Source organism: Rhodopirellula europaea 6C, from assembly GCF_000338295.1.
GTDB classification, from domain to species: domain Bacteria; phylum Planctomycetota; class Planctomycetia; order Pirellulales; family Pirellulaceae; genus Rhodopirellula; species Rhodopirellula europaea.
On record NZ_ANMO01000006.1, the window covers coordinates 37,313 to 59,868 of the forward strand.

Sequence of the window (22,556 nt, forward strand, 5' to 3'; positions counted from 1 at the left end):
GACAGGATTCCAGAGAGTTGCTCGCATCTTTGAACCGGTTGCATCAGCATGCTTTGCGGATGCAAGCTGCCACGCCAGGCAGAACAAACTGATCAGCATCAACAAATGCATGCTGAATCCAAACAACCCCAAGTCCACCAGTGTCGACAAAAAGACGTTGTGTTGCATGTAGGGCCGAGCATTTTCCAAAGGCACACCGTGCCGGCGAATCGCGTGATAGGGTTCTGCCGCGTCGAAGTAGTTGCCATAGCCGTGACCACCCAACGGTCGGTCCAGAAACATCTCATAGGCAACCAAAGCCAATAGCGGTCGCAACTCGACGCTCTTCGCGGCATCGGCGGCGCTCAACGCCTTGTCGCGTTTCATGCTCATGATTTGGTCTTTTAATCCCATCGCCATCGCACCGCTGAACAAGACCACTCCAACGAGCGCGACGATCCGAACGCGGCGAGGAACGTAAATCAGGCCGATCCACCCCAACGCGGCGATGGCCCCCAACCACACGCTTCGTGTCAATGTTGAATAGCAACCGGCCAGCATCAGCAAAGCCAACATCGTGTACCAAGCTCTACCATGGCGACCGCTTTCGAGAAAGCGACTTGCACACGCGGCCAAAGCCAACGTCAATACAATTCCGTTGCCAGCCGGATTCAACAGCGGCCCGCGGCCTCGTCCGTAGAATTCCCAGACTTCGGGATCGTTGATGAACCGAGGGAACACCAGGGCTCGGACATCCAGCATTTCCATCACGCCGGTGAACGCCAGGTACGAACCCATCGCGATCAACGCGGTGACCATTCGGTGGATATCTTCTCGAGTGAAGGTGGCGGTACGCATCACCGCGTAAACGCTGCACGGCAAAGCCATGTAGAACAACCATCTCGCGATCGGCGGTTGTCCGTCACTGAACATGCCAAATCGCAAGCAGCTCAACAAAGTGATTCCGACGAGACCGACCACCACACCATCGGTTCGAGTCACGCGTGGCAGTTTATTCTCGCCTGTCAGAACACGAAAGACGGCGACTCCGATCACGGCCGCCCAAAGCAACCGATCCAAGCTGATTTGGACAAAACCATTGAACGCAAAGAAGGCAGGTCCAAACACGGTCCCGAGAAACAACACCGCCATCACCAACGTCCACATGCGCGCGTTGTGCAAGATCGGGATGGACCAAGGAATGATCGCGAACAGAATTAGAATGAGAAGCAAGGTCATGCGGAACAATAGCTCACCCGATGGTTCCTCACCGCGTCCGCAGACGTTTCTCGATGAAGCGAATCATCAAGTTTGCCGGTTACAACGGTTAATCGCTTTGTAAGCGTCCTGCCAGTCGCATGCATCGAACTCATTCTCCCGAGCGAAACGTTCGATTCGATCAGACAGGCGAACTGCCCTCCGCACTCGCCCGTTCCCGTTTGCCCGCTCGCGTCAGGAAACCCAGTGCCGCGCCGCGAAAATTGCCGTCGCTCCGCTATGACTCAGCCGCTCCGCGCATGCGGTTTGGTGGGGTTGGTTGTGTGTGCGTGCCTGATCGCCGGTTGCTCTCATCCGGTACGTGCGTTGGTCGGCGGCAACATGCGGATCGATGGCGACATGGGCGTCAACGGAGAAATGGGTGTCGATGGCGACATCAACATGAACGGCACGATGACCACGGTCAGCAAGACCGACAACACGGCGTCCCCAGTTCGTGCGGTCCAGATCAACGCCAAGTCGTCTGATTCCCAGTCGCGCATCGCGATCGTTGATGTGGACGGATTGCTGATCGACCAGAACTTCAGCGGTTTTGGGTCGATGGGTGAAAACCCCGTCGCACTGTTCCGCGAAAAGATGCGACACATCGAATCTGACCCGACCATTTCCGCGGTCGTCCTGCGAATCAATTCGCCCGGCGGCGGAGTGACGGCATCGGACATGCTCGCCCACCAACTGCAGCATCTCAAATCCGAACGCAACATTCCGGTCGTTGCCTGCCTGATGACGACCGGCACGGGCGGTGCGTACTACTTGGCCACACACGCCGACGCAATCGTCGCGCATCCGACATCCGTTGTCGGTGGCATCGGGGTCATCCTGAACAACTACAACATGGAAGACACGTTGGGTCAGTTCAATATCGTTTCGCTGCCGATCAAATCAGGTGACAAGATCGATGTCGGATCACCTGAGAGGATGATGCAGCGAGAAGAACGCGACCTGCTGCAATCGATGGCCGACGAATTCCACCAACGTTTCATTGAACAAGTCCGCTCGTCACGAGGCGATCGCTTGGTGATCACCAGCAATGTTGACGATTTGGATTTGGATGATTCCGACGCGGGCAACCTGGACGCGGGTGATCTGGCTGGCGATGACGAGAAAAATGAAGCGACAAAGCCAAGCGATCTGGTCCCGTTTGATGGACGCGTCGTATCAGGCCTGCACGCTCAAAAGATCGGTTTGGTTGACCACACCGGATATCTCGACGATGCAGTTTCCTTGGCCGGACAGATGGCGGGACTGTCCTCGTCGCCAGCGTTGGTTCTTTTGCGACGAGACAACGATCGAGCGATGTCAGAATTTGACGTCACTCCCAACGTGCCGATGACTTCAATCTTGCCGATTCAATTACCCGGTCTGGATCGCAGCTCCATGCCAACGTTCCTGTACCTGTGGCAACCTGACCCGAGCATCGTCACCGCCAACGGCGGCTAGGCAGTCATGCCCCAGCTCTTGACCGTGTTCTTCCAATCGGTCGTCAAAGCGGAGCACAGGTAGCCGATGTTGGACATGTATCGCGGAACCAATCGCTTTGGGTCGCTGAGCATTCTGTAGGCCCATTCCATGCCAACGCTTTGGAAAATCTTGGGGGCTCGCTTCGCCGTTCCGGCCAAAAAGTCAAACGACGCACCAAGTTGGATGCTGACGGGCACACCAATCCGAGCGGCATGTTCAGCGATCCATTGTTCACCTTTGGGCTGACCAAAAGCGACGAACAACAAATCCGTTCCAGCGTCACGGATTCGCGCGTCTTGAGCGGCCTGCTCTTCCGCGGTGAGTTTGCGGAACGGAGGTGATTCGCAGCCGGCGATTTGCAGGCCCGGATACATCGCTTTCAAACGCTTGGATGCTTTCTCGGCGACACCAGCCTCTCCGCCCAAGAAGTAAACGCGGTGGCCACGTTGGGCGGCTCGTCCGCACAGGTGCACAATCAGTTCGCTACCGGCGACTCGTTCAGGCAACGGTCGGTCGGTCAATTTGCTGCGAGCGACAATGGGCTGACCATCGGCGAGCACCAACGCCGCACGATGGGTGATTTGCTGAAGCTGCTGCGATTGATGGTGCAGCATGCAGTAGTTCAAGTTGGCAGTGATGACATACTGAGGCGTTCGAGCGGCGATCAATCGATCAATCGCATCAACCGATTGCCACATGTCCAACCGATCAAACGGCACATTCCAAACGTTGACGGTGTCACGCACACATGGCGGTGCGGTGACGACCGATTGCTCGATTTCCGTGACGACGGTCGTCTCAAATCTTGGCCTTGACTCAAATTTATCTGTGGCCGATCGCGAAGCCGACGGCACCACGACCGAAGAGGCCGAAGTCGAGGAGGCGGGATAAGAACTGACGGGAGAAGCCGAATTCATTGGGGACGTATTCGATGAGTGGTTGAAAAATCGATCCAACCGCGACAATCGGAACACCCGTCATTCAGAGAGGGCCCATGCCGCGATAGACTGCACGTTCAACCCTACGTCACGTTTTTTGACTTCACGCAAATTTGGCCCCAAGCAACGCATGCTGATCTTCACACTTGAAGGATTCACCCCCGCTGCAATCTCCGCCTATGGGTCCTCTTGGAATCGAACTCCCGCCATCGATCAACTGGCGGCCGAAGGAACCACGTGGAACCGTGCCATCACTCCGGTCACGAATCCTCTCGAACAATGGGATCGCTGGGCAAAAGCATTGGCAGAAACTCCACGGGCAAAAGAGATCGTCGTGGTCACCGACGACCCTCGCCTGCTGGAACGCGAATCGGCGGCCGCGTTTGAAGAAATCGTCTTGCTGGAAAGCGACGTCGAGTCGGACTCCGAAAGCGAAACCGAGACCATTGAAATCGAAGACACATCGATCGGTCGCTTGACCGCCGTCGCCGCGGACCGATTGGCACAAGGCGACTCGGTCTGGTTGCATTCGCGGTTCCTAACACATTGCTGGGACGCGCCGCGAGAACTCAGCGATGATTCCGTCGCCGAAGAACCGGCCTACTACGCGGATGAATACGAAGAGGCCCCGCCAATCGAAACGGATGCGGCGGACGACATGGACGACTCTCCGGAAGAGGTGCCGTTCATGGTTCATTCAACCGCGCCACCGGATCATCGCATCACCGCCGAAGACGATCCGGATTGGATCACGACATGGATGCGAACCTACGGTTGCCAAATCAAATTGGTCGACGCGATGCTCGATGTTTTGGACTCGGTGCTCGAGCCCGACGCGACGGTCGTGCTGGGTGGAACCAGCGGGTTTGCACTTGGTCAAAATGGTGGCATCGGACATCGAACCGGTCCGTGGCGGTCGTGCCATCTGCACGTGCCTCTGGTTTGCTCGGGCGGCTCGGGCCTGCGGTCTCGCATGGTCGCGTCCGCCGATGAAGTCGCTGCTGTAATCGACGCTCGGCTATCCGACCCGAGCGGGGACCTCATGCCGGCCGAACGATTCGTTGCAGAAAACGTTGCGAACCCTGCAACGGAAGAATCTCAGCCCGACGAATCTTTGCGGTCGGATGCCACGTCGCCATCCCACAAAGCTCGTGTTATCACCCAGCATCGCAATGTCCCGATCGCGATCACGACCAACGATTGGTTCTACGTCCTCTCCGAAGAAGACGAGGCCGACGCACCATCGTTGCCAAGTGAATCCGATGATCGATGCCATCTGTATTTGAAACCCGACGACGTCGACGATTTCAACAACGTGGTGCGTTTGCGACTCGACGAGGCGGACCAACTTCACCAAATTCTTTTGAACGAATCGCATCGAGCAGAGTGACCCATGATTGTTGGCGTGCCTTCGGAAATTAAGACCGACGAATACCGCGTGGGAATGCTTCCCGTCGGCGTGGCCGAACTGACACAAGCGGGGCACACCGTTTTGGTGCAAGCCGGCGCGGGGCTTGGATCGGGTCTGCCCGACCACGACTACCTTCGAGCGGGCGCCGAGCTGGTCGCCTCCGCAGAAGACATTTTCGCGAAAGCCGATTTGGTGGTGAAAGTGAAAGAGCCACAGCGGTCGGAATACGGATTGATCCGGCCCGGTCAGCTGGTCTTCACCTATTTTCACTTCGCCGCGGACGACACGCTGACCAAAGCGATGCTGGACAGCGGTGCGACCTGCCTGGCCTACGAAACACTTCGTGATGCATCGGGACAACTACCGTTGCTGACACCAATGAGCGAAGTCGCCGGTCGGATGAGCATTCAAGAAGGTGCGAAATACCTGGAACGCCCTCAGATGGGACGCGGCATTTTGCTGGGCGGTGTCCCCGGCGTTGCTCCAGCTCACATCACCATCCTTGGCGGCGGCGTGGTGGGTGCCAACGCCGCCAAGATCGCGGCCGGATTCCAAGCCGACGTGGCGATCCTGGACGTCAATCTCGATCGTTTGCGATACCTCGACGATGTGATGCCCGCCAACGTGAACACGCTCTACAGCGATCGTCACAACATCGTCGAACAACTCGAACGAGCCGACTTGGTGATCGGTTCCGTGTTGATCCCCGGTGCTCGAGCACCCAACTTGGTTCGGGCCGAAGACCTTCGCATCATGAAGTCGGGTGCGGTCGTCATCGACGTCGCCGTGGACCAAGGCGGATGCATCGAAACCAGTCGCCCAACCACCCACAGTGAGCCGACTTACATCATCGATGAGGTCGTCCACTACTGCGTCGCGAACATGCCCGGAGCCGTCGGCCGAACCAGCACGTTTGCATTGTGCAACGCGACGATGCGATGGGTCTCGAAAATTGCCGCGGCGGGAATGTCTGGTGTCTTACAAGACACCGGTCCTCTTCAATCCGCGATCAACATCCACGAAGGCAAGATCGTCCACGAAGCCGTCTCCTCCGCCTATCAAGACTGAGCCTCAGGTCTTGTTGGCTGTTTGAGCTCTTCGCTCGAAGAGTTTTTTGCCACAGAGATCACAGAGGGGATGCGTGTGATTTTCAGGTCCGACGCACTGCCTCGAACACCATCTCTGTGAACTCTGTGCCCTCTGTGGCAAAACCAATCCACACCAGACTCACAAAGAAAACAGCCCCCCTCGAAAGCCAACGGTGTGTCACTCACCGGTTTCGGTATTTTCCGAACTGTCTGGGTCAGCAACCTCAGCTTCTGATTCAGCTAAATCCTGATCGCTCGGCGATGGACCCTTTCGCAGCATCTCCAACTTTTTATCGGGTTCGCCGTAGATGAGCACCGGGTTCTCCGGATCTTTCATCAGTTCGATTCGCTCGGGGGTTTCGTAGTCGTAGTCATCAAATGCGACTCGAACATGAGTCTTCCCGGCATCACCTCGAACCTGAAGGACGTAGTTGGTGTCCTCGATGCTGGTGTACTCATCGGTGAGTTCCCAGTCATAACTGACATAGCTGACCGTCCCCACTTCGCTTTTGATCGTTTCGTCTTCTTTGATCAACTCGTAAGTCTCATGTGACGACGTCGAATCAAACGGCACCGGGATGGTTTCGAGTTCGACGCGAGTGTCCAAATCGGTTTCATCGGGGACCCAATCCACGCGGTCAAACCAAACCTCTTCTTTGTCGCTGACTTCCGCTCGAACGATTGCGTCGCCATCCGTTCCAACAACTCGGTAGAAATAGTTTTCGGTGTAGATTGAATTGTCGAGATTGTGTTCTTCTGCGAATTCGATCGATTCGATTTCACCAACCTGCTCTCGGATGGTTTCATTTTCTGACAACGCGTACATCAATGCATGAGGCGTCTCTTCGTCGTCAACCATGTAGTCGTAGTTGACCGCGTTGATTTCTTTGGCGAGTCGCTCGACCGCGTAGTACCCCAGCCCCAAAACACCGCCGCACATCAACAACATCGTCACGGAAACGATGGCGACGATGATGACGGTGTTCTTTGACGAGCCACCGGACGGCGAACTGGGGACCGGTTGGGTGTAAGGGGAATGGGGCGCGTGAGACATGAGCGAAGCTGCTGATCGAACGAGAGCCGAAAGAAAATGAGATGGCTCGGAGTATAAACAAAAACGGACTGGTGATTTCCACCAGCCCGTTTGCATTCGTTTCGATTCAGCGTCGATCGATCACTGCAGTGGCACGATCATTCGTGTATTTCCACGACGGATGATCAATCGCAAAGGAATGCCTTGCCGTTTGGCTTCGGTGATGATCGCTTGCAAAGCGGTGACGGAGCTGACCGCGTTGCCACCGGCACTCTCGATCACGTCGCCCGCCAACAATCCGGACTCATCCGCGATACCGCCGTCCTCCACACTGACAACGATCAACCCCGAATCCATCCCGGCGTATCCGTAGCGTTGAGCGGACTCGGGCGTGATGGGTTCAAGCTTTGCGCCCAAGACGCTGCCGCCATTGAACATCGCCATCGCTTCGCTGGTTCGCTCCTGCAGATTGACGGTCTTGGTCAAAGTTTCGCCATCGCGATTGATCACCATCGAAACGCTCGCCCCGGGTGGGCGACTGGCGATGTAGTTGACCAATTGCGAGCTGCTGCGGACCTTCTTTCCATCAACACTGACAACAACGTCACCCGGCTGCAAATTCGCGTTCGCCGCAGGCTGCTTGTCCAACACGCCTTGGATCAAAGCACCGTCGTTGACCTTCAAACCCATCTCTTCGACCAACTCGGGCGTCACGTCACGCACTTGGGCACCCAAGAAACCACGCCGTACTTGGCCGTACTCGATGATCGATGTCAGCACGGGACGAGCCAACGAGACCGGGATGGCGAATCCGATGCCGGCACTCGCTCCACTTCGCGAAAGGATCGCGGTGTTGATGCCGACCAATTCACCTCGCAAGTTCACCAGCGGGCCGCCTGAGTTACCCGGATTGATCGCCGCATCGGTCTGCAAGAAATCCTCGAATCCGTTGCCGTTGTTGACAATCCGGCGGTTGCGGTTCTTTCCGCTGATGATGCCCGCCGTCACGGTTTGATCCAATCCAAAGGGACTGCCGATCGCCAGCACCCAATCGCCAACTTGAATGGCGTCGGAGTCACCGAACGCGATCGCTCGCAGGTTATCGGCTTCGACCTTCAGAACGGCCAAATCAGTTTCAGGATCGGTTCCAACCACTTCCGCTTCCAAACGACGATCGTCGCTCAGTTCGACGTAAACTTCGTCGGCGTCTTCGACCACGTGATTGTTGGTCAGGATGTATCCGTCTTCTCGGACAATCACGCCACTGCCCTGGCCTTCTCGTTCAGGCATTTGACGGCCGCCTTGTGACGGATCCTCAAAGTACTTTTCAAATCCAGGCGGCAACTGGCTTCGCAGTCCCGGTGGCAATCGACTCGCAACTGCCTTCGCGGAAGTCTTGGAACTGACGCTGACGACGCTGGGTCGCATCGCTTCGGCAACCGTTCGAAACGATGCCGACAAATCTTGAGCCGTGTTGAGCCCTTGGCCCGGATCGATCGCACCGGCTCGCGGAGTCGTTTGATCTGCCATCGCGTCTGACCGCAACCCATCCGGCAGGCTCATCACAACGGCGGCGGTCAGCGTGGCGACCCACAAACTTCCCAAAGCAAAACTGACTGGTTTCCATTGATTACGCATCGTGAGAGTGTTCTCCAAAGGGGGATGGGCGGGTGAGTGATATTTCGCTCGTACCGTGGCGAAGTCAACGCAATGTTTCGCGACCTCGTCCAAACATTTTCCATGAGTTGCACGCATCCGAATCGCGGACGCTCCCATGAGTTTTCGAGAGCAGTACTACAGCGACCGGTGCCCATTTGGTTCACTTTGAACCGGAGACAAGTTGTCGAAAACGTTTCCGCTCCCCGACGATGTGGTGACCTGGCCTGGTCCGAGATGTGCGGGGACTGGACGACAGATCAATCGAGTCGTCTGCGAGGCACGACGTCGTTGATCGCTTGGTCGTTTTGCAGACAACGGGAGCGCCACCGGTGCGACGACCGTCACTTTCTGATCGCGAATCGATCGTGTTTGCGACGAGGATCGTCATGACGAATGTCAAAATAGGAAAGCTGACCCGCATCGACGCATGAAACTCCCTTTCAAGCCGGTGAGGGAAAACTAAATTCCGCTCGACAGTCCTCACGGGACTTTGCTAGCATGCAGCCTGAACATGTTGCGGGTGCCAACATGCCCAACGCGGTAGGAAACCACGATCCAATGATGCGACAAACAGTAACTGTGATTCTGGCCGGAGGTCGTGGTTCACGACTCGAACCACTCACACGGGATCGCGCCAAACCAGCGGTCCCCATTGGTGGTGCCTACCGCATCATCGACTTTGTGCTGAGCAATTGCCTGAACAGCGATATGCGGCGATTGTTGCTGCTGACGCAGTACAAAGCTCAATCGTTGGACCGGCACATCAACGTGGCGTGGCGGAATTACTTCTGCCGCGAATTGGGCGAATTCATCGACGTTGTGCCACCGCAACAACGCATTGATGACAATTGGTACCAAGGCACCGCCGACGCGGTTTACCAAAACATTTACGCAATCGAGCGGGAAGCACCCGAGTACGTGGTGATTTTGGCAGGTGACCACCTGTACAAGATGAACTACGAATCGATGGTCAATTTCCATCATCGCAAAGGCGCCGATGTCACAGTGGGCGCTTTGCGTGTCAGTCGCGAAGAAGCGAGACAGTTCGGCGTGATGCAGGTCGACACCGACAATCGGTTGGTCGAATTCCAGGAAAAACCGGAAAACCCGCGTCCAACGCTCGACGATCCGGATGTTTGTTTGGCATCAATGGGCATCTACGTCTTCAACACTCGTTTCTTGTTCGAGCGATTGTGTGATGACGCGACTCAACCCGACAGCGAGCACGACTTCGGAAAAAACATCATCCCCGGCGCGATCGAAGACAGCCAAGTTTTCGCGTTTCCATTCACCGATGAAAATCGCAAACGAGACGCGTACTGGCGTGACGTCGGTACACTCGAAGCCTACTACGAAGCCAACATGGACTTGGTCGGCGTCGATCCTCAATTGAATCTCTACGATCGACAGTGGCCGATCCGCTCTTTCCAACCGCAACTGCCACCACCAAAGTTTGTCTTCGGAAGCGAAGGTCGATCGTCACGTCGCGGTGAAGCTCTCGATTCAATCGTTTGCCAAGGCGCGATCATTAGCGGTGGCTGCGTTCGGCGGAGCATCATCGGCACAGGCTGCCGCATCAACAGCTACGCTCAAGTTGAAGACAGCATTCTTTTCGATGATGTCAACGTTGGACGGCACAGTCGCATTCGACGTGCAATCATTGACAAGGGAGTTCAAATCCCACCCGAAACGGAAATTGGATATGATCTGGCACTGGATCGTGCTCGTGGGCTAACAGTGACCGATAGTGGACTCGTTGTGATAGCGCGCGGCGAGATGATCGCTTCGCCGGTATCCACCAATGGATCGCATGATCCGACATCCAGCTTGACTTCCTAACCGTGGCTTTCGGCAACTGCCGAGGGCTTCCTCGAAACCCTCCGCTGTGCCGTGAACCCGTCATTGATCGCCGCCGGTTTCTTTTTTGCCGCGGTCTTGATTGCAATCGGTTACCTCCTCGGACGTCGACGCGCCAAAGTCGCGACGGCGATCCCGCAAGGACCGATCATCCAAGAGGACGAGCGTCAACGCATGCTGGGCTTGCTCGAAGGCCTGTCGCGTTGGACCAACGAGTACTCCGGCAACGTTTCGAACTACCAAAGCGAACTGGGCGAACTCAGTGACGCGATGCGGATCAGTCTGCAGCAGTCGCGATCCGGCGCCGCTCGCAATGGCAGGGCGAATGAAAATCAACAAGCCAGCGATGCGAGAATGGTGACGTTGATCAATCAGATCATGTCGACGAACACCGAGTTGCAAACACGGTTGGAAGCCGCTGAGCAACAACTCGAAGAACAAACCGAACAAATCCAGTCCTACCTCACCGAAGCTCGCACGGACGGTCTGACAGGTCTGTTCAATCGACGAGCCTTCGACAAGAAACTCGACGAATTGTTCTCGGCCTACCGAGCCGGTGGCAAGTCGTTCACGTTGATTTTGATGGACATCGATCACTTCAAGATGATCAACGATACACATGGTCACCCGATCGGCGACATCGTCTTACAACAGATCTCGCAACGACTCGGCCATGGAATGCAAGACGCCGAGATCGTGTCGCGATTCGGCGGCGAAGAATTCGCGATTCTGACGCATCTGCCGATTCGAGCCGCTGCCGACAAGGTCAACAAACTGCGAGACCGCATCGCCAACGAACCCGTCGATGCGGGGTCAACCGAGTTGCAAGTCACATTGAGCGTTGGACTGAGCACGCCACAAGAAGACTTGGTCATCGGTCCGATTGTTCGTCGTGCCGACGAGGCCCTTTATTCGGCCAAGAACATGGGACGAAACCGCGTCTACTTCAACGACGGCAATGGTGCACAATTGATCAACGCTCCCGAAGTCATTCGCTCATAAAATCGCTCGCCGAATCGAATCCCAAACCGGCGATCGGCAATCACTTTCCCGCCAGCAACCGCGCCGGGTTGGTGCGCGTCCAAGTTCGGATGCGGGCTTCCTCGATCTTCAATTCCGTGCGTAGCTTTTCAGCCATCGTTTGAACGGAAGTTGCACATCCGGCAAAGTGCGTTCGACACTCGGCCCATGCCGCACCGTCGGCGTCGACATGAACGTTTTGGCCCGCCAACGCATAGGTGCCCGGCCCTAATCCAGCCGCACTGATCGCGTCGCTAACGATGACGATGTTCTCCTCAGGCACGCACTGCAAATAGTTGCCCAAGGCCATCATTGGGATATGAAATCCATCGGCAATGAAACTGATCGACAACCGCGAAGCTCGTGACAGAACTCGCTGCACGATGTTGTCGTGACGAGGAACCTGTGATGGACATGCGTTGCCCAAGTGCGTGAACATGGACAATCCCGCATCAATCGCGACGTCAAGTTCATCCAGGCTCGCGTTGGTATGTCCCGCCGCGACGATGATTCCGCGATCGTGCAACCAACGCGTCGTGACACCGTCAGGATCTTGCTCCGGTGCAAGCGTGACCAAACGAACGTGACCACGGCCCGCGTCCAGCAATCGCCCAGCGTCCTCGATGGTCGCCGCACGAATCTCTGACTTCGGATGAGCCCCCGCGTAGCCATCCAACGGCGACAAAAACGGTCCTTCGACATGAATTCCCGCAATCGTCTTGGCGATGTCACTGTCCGCTTCGATGGCATCAACAATTCGGCTGATCCGAGCGCACATGGCATCCATCGAATCCGTGATCACCGTGGCCAGACACCGATCGACATCGTGCGAACGCATGACGTCACATGCGTGCTGAACCTGCTCGGTTGAAAGTTCGTTCCCGTTGAAGTCCACGCCGGCATAGCCGTTGACTTGAAGATCGACGTGGTTCAACTGCCAGGCTCCATCGAATTTCGAACGTCGCGATTCAGCTCGGCCGACGAAGCGATGTCGATGATCAGCGTCACGTTGGGATGCTGATGAAGGGCCGACGCTGGGACCATCGGATCATTGACGACCGCCAATGTTTTCGCGACCGCTTCGGCTTTCTGGGCATCCGGGACCGAACAGAAAATCTGCCGCGATTTCAGGATCTGCTGAACAGACATGCTGATCGCTTGCGTCGGGACTTCCTCGAGCGATGAGAACCATCCTTCGCCGACTTGTTGTTCACGACAACGTTGATCCAAATCCACCAGCAAATACGGTTCGGTCGTGGTCAAGTCGGCCGGTGGGTCGTTGAACGCAAGGTGCGCGTTCTCACCGATTCCCACCAAGGACACGTCGATTCGAGTTTGCCGCAACAAATCGCCAACTCGTTTCATCGTTTCCGCAGGATCTTCGTCCCCGCGAAGGTAATGAAACGCTCCCGGCGAAACCTTTTCAACAAATCGTTCACGAAGGTATTTGCAAAACGATGCGGGATGATCCGGCGATACACCAACGTATTCATCCAGATGGAAACCGGTCACCTTCGACCAATCGATGCCGGGTTGTTCGGCCAAAGAGGCCAAAACTTCGAACTGGGAAGCGCCCGTTGCAACGACGATATTGGCATGACCGAACTCACTCAGAGCCATTCGGATCGAGTCGGCAGCATTTCGGCCCACCCAGAGCCCCATTTCGAAGCGGTCAGCGGCTAGGATCTTGTTCAACATTGGCGGTCGCATGTGGCGGCTAACAAATCATTTGTTCATCGACAAGGCTTCATTGTGACACAGCCGGTAGCAGTAAACGAGAGTGGTTGGAAACGATACCGTCGAATTGGCCCTGCCATCGTCGTCGCGGCCGTCGTTCTTGGGCCCGGCAGCATCGTCAGCGCCAGCCGCGTTGCCTGCGGAGAAGGCTTTGATTTGCTTTGGATTGTCCCGCTCGCAGGAATTCTGATGATCGGCATGACCGCCGCCGCGATGACGATTGGTGTCTGCAAAGAAAATACTTTGTGCGGTCTGGTTGCCGATCGTTTTGGACGCTGGGCCGCCTGGGTCGTCGGATTGTCGCTATTGATCGCGATCACGTTGTTTCAAGCATCCAACAACAACGCGATGTGGATGGCAGTCAGCGGATTCATTGGCCACGAAACCGTGAACAAATGGTCAACACTCGGACGCGCATCGGGCTTGTTGCTTTTCAACGGAGGCATCATCGCACTTGTGTGGCTCGGCCGGCGTGATCTGTATCGATGGATCGAACGTGCAATGGCGTTCCTCGTCGGTGCAATGGTCTTGTCGTTTGGTGCCAGTATGTTTGCATCAGCGCCTGACTGGGGCGATGTGATCGGCGGATTGATCCCCAGCCTCCCGGCATCGGAACCAACGCTGACAAGCGATGCGGAAGCAGTCGCGAGTTCAGACAACGCATCGATCGCGTGGCTGAGCATGGCGGCATTGGTCGCAACAACGTTTTCGGTCGCGGGAGCGTTCTACCAGTCCTACCAAGTCAAAGAAAAAGGTTGGAAACGCGAAAACCTGTCGACTGGGTTAGTCGATGTCTTCGTTGGCATCTCATCCCTGGCGCTGATCACCGGAATGATTTATGTCACGGCCGCCACGGCACTGCACGGCAACATCGCACCCGCAGATCTGACCGATGCATCCGTCGTTGCCCTTTCGCTCGAACCACTGTTTGGATCGTGGGCTCGAATCGTCTTTTCAATCGGTATTTTTGCGGGAGCGGCCAGTTCTTTCCTGGTCAACGCGCTGATTGGCGGCGTCGTTTTCTGCGACGCGATTGGAACGGACTGCCGAGTCTCATCGCGACCGGTTCAACGAGCCACAATCGCGGCATTGCTCGCCGGATGGGCCGTCGCCAGCCTCGCTGCACTGACGGAAGTTGACTTGGTCAGCTTCATCGTCATCGCACAGTCGTTGACCGTCCTTTGCTTTCCGCTGCTCGCTGGTGTGATCGTTTGGCAGTTGCACACCTTGGATCGTAAAGACGTCGCTTGGCCAATCAAAGTGTTGGCCTGGATCGGATTGGCGGTCGTGATCGCCCTCTCGCTGAAAACACTCAGCGGATTGATCTGAGTGTTCTCGTGTTGAAACAACGCGATCGAGCGATCGCGTGAGTGACCTCGAGACAGCTGGCTAAATCAGTGAATCGCAGCCGCGAATAGTTGCGAGATTTTTGCTTGTTGATCCGGGGTGACCCATCGCAAATCGATCGCGACACCATCATCCGATGGTTCGACTAACAAACATGTGTCGCCTTTCGTCAATCGCTCGACGACCACCGCGGGACTGGACGTATTGACTCGCACCAACACTTGCCGCGACGGAAGCTTGCCTGACTCGAGAGGCATCGTCGCACTGTCCTGCGTTACAACCGCAGATGTCACGCCGTCGATGCCAGACAACTGAGTCGCCAACCGTTCGGCGCGGTCCTGCAGATTGCTTTCGCTGGCCGCGATCAAACGATCCACCGGCAAATTGTTATCGCAAGCCAACAACGCCGCCGCGTTCAGCATGGCAGCCATCGCATCGGGAGCCTGGAGCATGGAAACTCGTGGGTCCTCGTTCCACACCTTCATCCATTCCGAGCGTCCGATGAGAATCCCCATGCCGGGTGTTCCCGTCAAAACACCGCCACCGATCAACGCCGCATCGGCACCCGCTCGGATCAAACCTGCCGCACTGCAACAACCTTCGGTAGAAGCTCCGAGCAATCGCGCCGACGGTGCCACAACGATCTCCGAAACGCCATGTTTGCGACGTGACTCCACATCCAGCGTGCAACACTCTTTTGGCAAACGCACCAACGTTGTTGTTCGTTGACCACCGAACGATCGACTGGGACAACCGCCCATCGCGTCGACCAAGTCAGACTCTTGAATGCCATCGCTCGTGCCGACTTCGCGAACCGCGCCGCCAGTCCAACGTTGCAGTTCATCGGCCAAGCAGGCCGGACTTCCGCTCCGCAAAGGCACCGCACAACAACGTGGCACCAAAATGCGTCCGGCCCGTCGCCCGCATTGCCCGATCAAACTCAATCCCGCATCAAACGAATTGACAACGAGCACCTGCACATCGGTGCCACAAGGCTCGCTAAGGAAGCGTTCGACCGGCTGGGTGTTTCGACGATCGTGAGACAGGCTGCAATCGCCCATCAGATACGGTGCCGCGGCGGCCAGGACGGATGGATCGACGGCCACGCCGCTGCCGCGTTCATGCGACAAATTCCCGGCCCCGTTGATCAAAGACTGCGGGCCTTGGAAGGCTGATGTTCCAGCCCAAGCATCGCGAAAGGGTGCGGCACTTGCTTCGGCCTGCTTCAGGATCGTGTCGACCTTTTCGCGAGCCGCACGAGGAAGTTCCTCGACCAACTTGCTCGCTTGGTCCTTGAGGTTTTGTGCAGTCTCCGGGTCTGTCGCTTGCCGAGCCAAGTCGGCAACGCCGCGTCGCAACAAATCCACCGTCCAGGGAGGCAGTGCCATCAGATATCATTTTCAATGAGAGAAGTAGACCAGTTCGAAACCGTCTCTTCTATCATCCTTCACTCAATCCCAACACGCAAGAAAGGATTTTTGGTGACCAATCGGTCAAGGACGTTCTAGATCTAGAAAGTCATTGACGTTGGCAACGCGTTCTTCCGGACCGGGTGCGGCTTGAGGAGCACCAAACATGGAGCTGAAGAAACCAGGCGAATCCGATTGCGAATTCGGCTTCGTTTCGGTTCCCGTCCCAGCAAACATGTTCATCGGGTTCAAACGAGCTGGGTTGAACGTTTCCTTGGTACGCTGCCAAGACTTGGAAGCGGTGGTTTTGACATCCGTCATCAAACCATTCTTGCGTTCCACAATCCGATCTTGATCCTCATTGGGAACCAAGAAGCTTGGCATGCGGAAAGCAGGTGCCTTCGGCATCGAAGGCATCTTCCAGTTTGCGGGATTGAGTGTCTGAGCCATCTTTGAGAAAGCACCCGGCTCCGCCCCTTGCGCAGAGGCAGACGTGGCGGCCATGCACAGGCTGCCAACGAACAAACAAACGCAAACAGTTAGTCGACGCGAAAAAGGCGACATTTCAAAACGGGGCATTGAGAACGCTCCACGTACTACGATTCAGAAAATTCAACGTTGAATCAGCTATCGCTTTTCCGCCAAAACCATCGCAACCCCAGTTTCTAAAAACGAAGTCAAAAAGTGTGACAAAACGGTTCAGTAAGGAACGTCGACGGCGTCGCATAAGAACCGCATCAGCGGACGTGCATCGCGAATCAGTTGAGTGATCCGAGCGACGGCGTCTTTGCCGGTGATCTCTTGCCGATCCATTTTCGCGATTCCGACAAAGTCGATCCGCCGTAGTTCCTCGATCATCGGATGGTCGCGGTCGTAGTCTCGCGGAGAGGTCTTCAACTGTTCGCCGCCCATTTCAAACGACGTGCGAAATGACTTGGCATTGCGAGCCCGCAGCCACACCTTGGGTTCTTCCGCGATGGCCGCCCGTATCGCAGCGAGAGATTCCCGTTGCGGTCGCCAAACGCCCATGCCCACAAAACACTCTTCCGGGGACAAATGCACATAGCCGCCCGGCGTGTGGATGTCTTTCGACAATGTGCCGCTGAAGCACGCATCATGCCTCATCGAGATGCCCACGTTGGTCTTGTAAGGCGTCTTGTCTTTGCTGAACCGCGTGTCACGGTAAATCCGCATCAGCGAGCCACCTTGCGTCTTGTCGATCACGCGAAGCATTGGCGCGGATCGTTTCAGCGGCACGGCGAGCTGTCGAATCAGCTCCAACGCAGGCTCCCGAACGTCGGACTCATAGCGTGGCTTGTTCTCCGCAAACCACTCTCGATTGTTGTTGTCAGAGAGATCTTCGAGGAAGTGGAAGAATTCAGGTTGGATCGGAGATGTCATCAGGATCAGGCTGCGGTTGCTTGCGGAACTTTCTTACCTTGCATTTGATAGACGTAACGCAAGATTTCCGCCACCGCTTGGTACTGTTCCGCCGGGACTTCTTGACCCACGTCGACCAATTTGTACAACGCCTGAGCCAGCTCTTTTCGTTCCACCACGGGAATGCCGTTTTCCAATGCCAACCGGCGAATCCGCTGAGCAATCATGCCCGCACCTTTGGCCACCACGATGGGAGCCGGCATCGTCAACGGATCGTACTTGATCGCGATGGCAAGTTCGGTCGGGTTGCTGGCAACCACGTCGGCTTTGGGGACTTCGGATCCGAGTTGGCCCATCGCCAATTGACGTGCCACTTGGCGACGACGAGCCGCGACCTGCGGATCAGCCTCGGTGTCCTTCATTTCATCGCGGACTTCTTGGTCCGTCATCATCAAGTCTTGTTCCGTCTTCCACCACTGGTAGACATATTCGAGCAGTGCCAAAACAAACAATCCAACACCGATCCACAACGACACGCCGAACAAGGTGTCAAACATCGACTTGGCCAACTGCGGCACCGACAGCGACGCCATCGAGATCACATCGCCGTGGTGAGCCCGAAGTGCGAGGTACGCGATCCCGCCAATGATGCCGACTTTGAACATCCCGAACACCAATCGCATCACGCCCTGAAGCGACAGAATTCGTTTGGCTCCGGACAACGGGCTGATGTTGCTCAACTTTGGCATCAACTTCTCAGTCGACAGCAACAACCCGGACTGAAAGACGTTGATCAACACGCCACCGATGAACATCAGGATCATCATCGGCACGGCCGCCATCGCCAGGCGTTGCGAGATCTGCAACATGTATTGCGTGGCGTCTTGATTGGTCATCGGTGCCAGCTTCGTTTCGCCGAGAGCTTGCTCAATGCCTCCCGACAAATACGCCGCCATGTTTCCACCGATGGTGTAAAGAGCTCCGATCGCGGCCAGCAACAGAGTCGCAGACGTCAGGTCCTGGCTTTTCGCGACCTGGCCTTTCTCGCGAGCCTGCCTACGTTTGCGTTCTGACGCTGAGTGTTTCTTATCTCCACCGGAATCAGACATCAGGCGTTGTCCAAATCGAGGCCAATCGCTCGACGTTCGCCGTCAAGTCTTCCTGAAACAACCACGCAACCGAACCGATCGTCAGTGCGGTGACCACCAACATCGCCAACGCGTTGATCGACAACCCGATCGCCAACACATTGATCTGTGGCAACGTGCGACTGATCAAACCGGTCACCAAGTTCGCCAGCAACAACGCCGCGATCACCGGCCCCGCGACGCGCACGCCGCTGGCCATGGAATTGCCCATCACCACAATCACGGCGTCCATCATCGAATCCGTGAACTGCACGTTGCCGGGTGGAATGTGTTGAAAACTTTCGACCAATAAGCGCAGCACCACACGGTGGGCTCCCGTGATCAACATCACCGTCGTGACCAACATGCCGACCATCCGAGCCAACGCGGGCATGCTGCTGGACGTGGTCGGATCAATCGAATCACCCAGCTGCATCCCGCCGGTGCTGGTGATCGCTTCCCCGGCCAATTGCAAACCGGTGATCACCATTTGAGTCGTTGCACCGATCAGCATTCCAATCAATGCTTCGCGTCCAATCGCGACCGCCAACTCGGGCAGGTTGTCAATCGTCGGCATCGATGGATGATCGCACTGCGCGGCCAAAGTCGGCATCAGGATCGCCGTTAAGATCAATGCCAACAAAGCCCGGATGCGTTTGGGGACTCCCACGCCGATCGCCGGCATGGCCATCAGCAACATCCCCAGACGAGTCAGCACGAGCGTGCCGAGTACCAAGTGATTGAAAATCCAATCGACGAAGGCTTGCATCGCTACAAACCACCCGCGTCTTCAAAGACATGCCGAGTGAACTCGACCATCCGAGACATCAACCACGGCAAACAGGCGATCAACACCGCAGCCATCGCCATGATCTTTGGAACAAACGAAACCGTTTGATCCTGAATTTGGGTGAGTGCTTGAATCAGACCGATTCCCAGCCCAGCCAGCATACCGACCGCCAGCATCGGCAATGCCAAGACAACAGCGGCCAACAAGGCTTCGCGAACCAAATCGATTGCGTCAGATGCTTCAAACACGGCGCGTTATCCCATTGTCCCAAAGCTGTTCATCAACATTTCCACCACCAAACGCCATCCATCCACCAACACAAAAAGCAGCAGTTTGAATGGCAACGCGATCACGGCGGGAGGCAACATCAGCATCCCCATCGAAATCGTGACGCTGGCGACGACGAGGTCGACGATCAAGAACGGTAAGTAAATTTGAAAGCCCATCAGGAACGACGTTTTCAGTTCGCTCAGGATGAACGCGGGCAAGAGGACTCGCAGAGGCACATCGTCAAACGTGCTGGGCACGACGGCGTCGGGATCCATGTATCCGTAGAACAACACCACGTCGTCTTCGTTGCGAGCTTCGCGAATCTGCCAAGCCATGAATTCGCGAATTGGAATGGCACCCTTTTCGAATGCCTCTTCCAACGTCATCTCAACTTCGGGATCGGTGTACGGCTTGATCGCATCGTCGTAGACGCGAGTCCAAACGGGCGTCATCACGAACAAAGTCATGAACAACGCGACGCTCGTCATCACTTGACTGGGCGGCAACGACTGAAGCCCGATGGCTTGTCGCAGCAAACCAAGCACGATGATGATGCGGACATAACAAGTCGTCATCAACAAAATCGCGGGTGCCAGCGACAGCACCGTGAGCAGCAGCATGACTTGCAAACTGCCGGCCAACCCCTCGGGGCTGGTCCACTCATCAGGACCACCGGCGATGAAGTCGAGCGGTTTGCGGTCGGTCGGTTCGGGTGCGTCGAGGTTTTCGGGACCGCCAAAGGCTTGAACCGGCGTTCGGTCGAGCACTTCGGGATCGGAAACGGTCGCCTTGCTGGGCAGCGGATCATTCGGGCGAACGATGCTGGGCTCGGCTTGTTGCGCGACGGCTTCCGAACCAATTCCAGCCGCGAATAGGACCGTGCAAACGCCAACCAACAACCATCGCACCATGACGGCCCGATCGCATTCGTTCACTCGAGGACAATTCAGTCGGGCAAACACAGCCAAAGCCACGGGAAGATGGAAAGCACCCACGTCGGGCCGAGCACCACGCTCGACCGTTCCGAGTCGCGACTTTAGGAGAATTTGTCATTTCGCCGAAAGTCGGATTCGCAGGTCGATTTGTCTCAGCCTGAGATTTCGCGAAATGGCTGGAGAAGACGCCTGTTTCCCCAGGTAGAGCCGGTTTCCTCGAAGAGAACGGAGGATTCCGGCCACCAAACGGGGATTCCTCCAAAAATCTCGGCAGAGAAAGCCACCCGACGCCGGAATCGAAACTTTTGTGGTGCCAAAGGGTTGAAACCATGTAGGCTAAAACCCGATCCGATTCGCTCGGCCCAATTTGCTCAGCGAGTCGAATCTGGTGGCCATTGCCTCTCTTTTCACGCTTTCACTCGTCATTTTTGACTTTGCCATGTTCACGAGCCCACTCTCAATTCGATTGCTGCTCATCCCCGCTCTTGCCATTCTGATGTCGCTGCCGGCCGCCGCTCAGCCTCCGGGGCGAGGTGGGTTTGGCGGAGGCGGATTCGGTGGTGGCGATCGAGGCGGCCGCGGAGGCCCCGGTGGCGGTGGTGAACGCGGTGGCGGAGGAGACCGTGGCGGTCGTGGTGGCGGCGAACGCGGCGGCGGTGACCGAGGAGGAGGTGGCGGACGTGGTGGATTTGATCCGTCCAGCATGCTGCAACGGTTGGACCGCAACGGAAACGGCACGCTGGATCCCGACGAACAAGAGGGCCCCGCCGGATTCCTGGTTCAACGACTCGCGGCGTCCGACTCCAGCATCAAAGCCGGTCGTCCAATTCCACTGTCGAAATTCAGCAGTGCGTTTGAAAAAATGCGTGAAGAACGCGAAGGCGGTGGTGACTCCCGCGGCGACAATGATCGTCGCAGCAGCCGCGAAACGGACGACATGGAATTGGAAATGTTGGTCCCGGGTTTTGGTTTGGAAGCGGATCCTGTCTTGGTTCCCGGTTTCGGTCCAGCCGCTGAAATGATGGCCACGCCCACCACCGAGGAAGATCGCAAATCCGCACGTGAAGTTTTGTCTCGTTACGATCGCGACAAGGACGGCCAGCTTGGAAAAGACGAAATCTCCAGCCGCTTCTGGGGAAATCCGATGGACTTTGACCGCAACGGCGATGGCAAGCTTTCCGAAATGGAGCTGGCGACTCGTCAAGCCGTCCGTCGTGGCAACGAGGAAGAACGTCGAGACGATCGTCGCGATGACCGCCGCCGAGGCGAAGATGACGAGCGAGAAATCGTCGAAGTCGATTTTGGTGGACGCAAGTCTTACCGCGTTGAGGGACCTGGGATGGCCGAAGGCATGCCGAGCTTCTTTGCTCAGCGTGATCTCAATCGCGACGGGCAGGTCTCGATGAACGAGTACACCAGTGATTGGACGCCAGATCGCGTGGAAGAATATTACCGATGGGATCAGAACAAAGACGGCGTGATCACGCAGACTGAAGTTCTCAGGGGGGTGAATGATGGTGCTGTCGCGACGGACGCTCCAATTGGCCGTGCGGCACCAGGCTCTTCTTCCACCGCACGGTCGACCAGCTCGGGTTCGAGCTCCGGTCGTTCCAGCAATTCATCTGCCGCCGATGGTCCGCCGCCAACGGAAAAGGAACTGAAATACGCCGCGACCATCATCGGTCGATATGACAGCAACAAAGACGGAGCATTAACGTCGACCGAATGGAAGTCGATGTTGCTCAGTCCCGCCGGCGCGGATTTCAACGGCGACGGTCGCGTCACGATCCAAGAGTACGCTCAGCACATGGCAAATCGATCCAAACGTTGATCGCGG

The 22,556-nt window shown here is 56.5% G+C and carries 19 protein-coding genes and 1 pseudogene; 7 read left to right on the forward strand and 13 right to left on the reverse strand.

Annotated elements, in window-relative coordinates:
- Positions 1 to 168: 168 nt before the first annotated feature.
- Positions 169 to 1,218 (reverse strand): annotated as a pseudogene (locus tag RE6C_RS33325) (O-antigen ligase family protein); the annotation flags it as partial.
- Positions 1,219 to 1,476: 258 nt separating this feature from the next.
- Here RE6C_RS33325 and RE6C_RS00380 point away from each other — a divergent pair.
- Complete coding sequence (locus RE6C_RS00380; RefSeq protein ID WP_008652797.1) at positions 1,477 to 2,697, forward strand: S49 family peptidase; 1,221 nt, start codon at positions 1,477 to 1,479, stop codon at positions 2,695 to 2,697.
- Here RE6C_RS00380 and RE6C_RS00385 read toward each other — a convergent pair.
- Positions 2,694 to 3,635, reverse strand: coding sequence for a WecB/TagA/CpsF family glycosyltransferase (locus tag RE6C_RS00385; protein ID WP_039960788.1), 942 nt, complete (start codon positions 3,633 to 3,635; stop codon positions 2,694 to 2,696). The two genes, RE6C_RS00380 and RE6C_RS00385, sit on opposite strands and share 4 nt — an antisense overlap.
- Positions 3,636 to 3,753: 118 nt before the next feature.
- Here RE6C_RS00385 and RE6C_RS00390 point away from each other — a divergent pair, with 118 nt between their 5' ends.
- Both RE6C_RS00390 and ald read left to right on the forward strand, forming a co-directional pair.
- Positions 3,754 to 5,046: a hypothetical protein gene (locus tag RE6C_RS00390; protein ID WP_008652802.1), complete on the forward strand. Its 1,293-nt coding sequence runs from the start codon at positions 3,754 to 3,756 to the stop codon at positions 5,044 to 5,046.
- 3 nt (positions 5,047 to 5,049) lie between these two features.
- On the forward strand, positions 5,050 to 6,135 hold the full coding sequence (gene ald / locus RE6C_RS00395; RefSeq protein ID WP_008652803.1) for an alanine dehydrogenase: 1,086 nt from the start codon (positions 5,050 to 5,052) through the stop codon (positions 6,133 to 6,135).
- A 198-nt stretch (positions 6,136 to 6,333) separates the two neighbouring features.
- On the opposite strand, the gene RE6C_RS00400 is transcribed toward ald, so the two are convergent.
- Entirely contained in the window at positions 6,334 to 7,209 is an 876-nt protein-coding gene (locus RE6C_RS00400) for a hypothetical protein (protein WP_008652804.1), read from the reverse strand.
- A 120-nt stretch (positions 7,210 to 7,329) separates the two neighbouring features.
- A complete protein-coding gene (locus RE6C_RS00405) occupies positions 7,330 to 8,964 on the reverse strand; it encodes a Do family serine endopeptidase (protein WP_008652805.1) in 1,635 nt (544 codons plus the stop codon).
- A gap of 381 nt (positions 8,965 to 9,345) precedes the next feature.
- Between RE6C_RS00405 and glgC the strand changes: the two genes are divergently transcribed.
- Both glgC and RE6C_RS00420 read left to right on the forward strand, forming a co-directional pair.
- Positions 9,346 to 10,686, forward strand: a complete 1,341-nt coding sequence (gene glgC / locus RE6C_RS00415; RefSeq protein WP_008652810.1) for a glucose-1-phosphate adenylyltransferase — start codon at positions 9,346 to 9,348, stop codon at positions 10,684 to 10,686.
- Between the two features lie 51 nt (positions 10,687 to 10,737).
- A complete protein-coding gene (locus RE6C_RS00420; protein ID WP_008652812.1) occupies positions 10,738 to 11,706 on the forward strand; it encodes a GGDEF domain-containing protein in 969 nt (322 codons plus the stop codon).
- A gap of 40 nt (positions 11,707 to 11,746) precedes the next feature.
- On the opposite strand, the gene RE6C_RS00425 is transcribed toward RE6C_RS00420, so the two are convergent.
- On the reverse strand, positions 11,747 to 12,658 hold the full coding sequence (locus RE6C_RS00425; RefSeq protein ID WP_008652814.1) for an N-acetylglucosamine-6-phosphate deacetylase: 912 nt from the start codon (positions 12,656 to 12,658) through the stop codon (positions 11,747 to 11,749).
- Positions 12,655 to 13,422 carry a glucosamine-6-phosphate deaminase gene (locus tag RE6C_RS00430; RefSeq protein WP_008652815.1) on the reverse strand — a complete coding sequence of 256 codons (768 nt, stop codon included), beginning with the start codon at positions 13,420 to 13,422 and terminating at the stop codon, positions 12,655 to 12,657. The genes RE6C_RS00425 and RE6C_RS00430 overlap by 4 nt, the downstream gene beginning before the upstream one ends.
- 54 nt (positions 13,423 to 13,476) lie before the next feature.
- Here RE6C_RS00430 and RE6C_RS00435 point away from each other — a divergent pair, with 54 nt between their 5' ends.
- Complete coding sequence (locus RE6C_RS00435) at positions 13,477 to 14,790, forward strand: NRAMP family divalent metal transporter (RefSeq protein ID WP_236617824.1); 1,314 nt, start codon at positions 13,477 to 13,479, stop codon at positions 14,788 to 14,790.
- Between the two features lie 65 nt (positions 14,791 to 14,855).
- Here the strand turns inward: RE6C_RS00435 and RE6C_RS00440 are convergent, their stop codons facing one another.
- The 7 genes from RE6C_RS00440 to fliP all read right to left on the reverse strand — a co-directional run bounded on the left by RE6C_RS00440 (position 14,856) and on the right by fliP (position 20,758).
- Positions 14,856 to 16,196 carry a PLP-dependent aminotransferase family protein gene (locus tag RE6C_RS00440; protein ID WP_008652819.1) on the reverse strand — a complete coding sequence of 447 codons (1,341 nt, stop codon included), beginning with the start codon at positions 16,194 to 16,196 and terminating at the stop codon, positions 14,856 to 14,858.
- Between the two features lie 105 nt (positions 16,197 to 16,301).
- Positions 16,302 to 16,721, reverse strand: coding sequence for a hypothetical protein (locus RE6C_RS00445; RefSeq protein WP_236617825.1), 420 nt, complete (start codon positions 16,719 to 16,721; stop codon positions 16,302 to 16,304).
- Positions 16,722 to 16,916: 195 nt separating this feature from the next.
- Complete coding sequence (locus RE6C_RS00450) at positions 16,917 to 17,618, reverse strand: DUF2461 domain-containing protein (RefSeq protein WP_008652821.1); 702 nt, start codon at positions 17,616 to 17,618, stop codon at positions 16,917 to 16,919.
- 5 nt (positions 17,619 to 17,623) lie between these two features.
- Positions 17,624 to 18,706, reverse strand: coding sequence for an EscU/YscU/HrcU family type III secretion system export apparatus switch protein (locus RE6C_RS00455; protein ID WP_008652822.1), 1,083 nt, complete (start codon positions 18,704 to 18,706; stop codon positions 17,624 to 17,626).
- Positions 18,699 to 19,493 carry a flagellar biosynthetic protein FliR gene (locus RE6C_RS00460; RefSeq protein ID WP_008652824.1) on the reverse strand — a complete coding sequence of 265 codons (795 nt, stop codon included), beginning with the start codon at positions 19,491 to 19,493 and terminating at the stop codon, positions 18,699 to 18,701. Before RE6C_RS00460 ends, RE6C_RS00455 begins: the two co-directional genes overlap by 8 nt.
- A 2-nt stretch (positions 19,494 to 19,495) precedes the next feature.
- Positions 19,496 to 19,762 (reverse strand): flagellar biosynthetic protein FliQ, encoded by a 267-nt coding sequence (locus tag RE6C_RS00465; protein WP_008652825.1) that lies wholly within the window; start codon positions 19,760 to 19,762, stop codon positions 19,496 to 19,498.
- Between the two features lie 6 nt (positions 19,763 to 19,768).
- Positions 19,769 to 20,758, reverse strand: a complete 990-nt coding sequence (gene fliP, locus RE6C_RS00470; protein WP_236617826.1) for a flagellar type III secretion system pore protein FliP — start codon at positions 20,756 to 20,758, stop codon at positions 19,769 to 19,771.
- 400 nt (positions 20,759 to 21,158) lie between these two features.
- Between fliP and RE6C_RS00480 the strand changes: the two genes are divergently transcribed.
- Positions 21,159 to 22,550, forward strand: coding sequence for an EF-hand domain-containing protein (locus RE6C_RS00480; RefSeq protein WP_144054611.1), 1,392 nt, complete (start codon positions 21,159 to 21,161; stop codon positions 22,548 to 22,550).
- Positions 22,551 to 22,556: the final 6 nt, after the last annotated feature.

Coding starts and splice junctions, on each gene's coding strand:
- RE6C_RS00455 (WP_008652822.1), bottom strand. CDS start 18,706: ATGTCTGATTCCGGTGGAGATAAGAAACACTCAGCGTCAGAACGCAAA.
- RE6C_RS00400 (WP_008652804.1), bottom strand. CDS start 7,209: ATGTCTCACGCGCCCCATTCCCCTTACACCCAACCGGTCCCCAGTTCG.
- RE6C_RS00380 (WP_008652797.1), top strand. CDS start 1,477: ATGACTCAGCCGCTCCGCGCATGCGGTTTGGTGGGGTTGGTTGTGTGT.
- RE6C_RS00460 (WP_008652824.1), bottom strand. CDS start 19,493: ATGCAAGCCTTCGTCGATTGGATTTTCAATCACTTGGTACTCGGCACG.
- ald (WP_008652803.1), top strand. CDS start 5,050: ATGATTGTTGGCGTGCCTTCGGAAATTAAGACCGACGAATACCGCGTG.
- RE6C_RS00430 (WP_008652815.1), bottom strand. CDS start 13,422: ATGTTGAACAAGATCCTAGCCGCTGACCGCTTCGAAATGGGGCTCTGG.
- glgC (WP_008652810.1), top strand. CDS start 9,346: ATGCAGCCTGAACATGTTGCGGGTGCCAACATGCCCAACGCGGTAGGA.
- RE6C_RS00445 (WP_236617825.1), bottom strand. CDS start 16,721: ATGGCCGCCACGTCTGCCTCTGCGCAAGGGGCGGAGCCGGGTGCTTTC.
- RE6C_RS00385 (WP_039960788.1), bottom strand. CDS start 3,635: ATGAATTCGGCTTCTCCCGTCAGTTCTTATCCCGCCTCCTCGACTTCG.
- RE6C_RS00405 (WP_008652805.1), bottom strand. CDS start 8,964: ATGGGAGCGTCCGCGATTCGGATGCGTGCAACTCATGGAAAATGTTTG.
- RE6C_RS00450 (WP_008652821.1), bottom strand. CDS start 17,618: ATGACATCTCCGATCCAACCTGAATTCTTCCACTTCCTCGAAGATCTC.
- RE6C_RS00480 (WP_144054611.1), top strand. CDS start 21,159: ATGTTCACGAGCCCACTCTCAATTCGATTGCTGCTCATCCCCGCTCTT.
- RE6C_RS00440 (WP_008652819.1), bottom strand. CDS start 16,196: ATGGCACTGCCTCCCTGGACGGTGGATTTGTTGCGACGCGGCGTTGCC.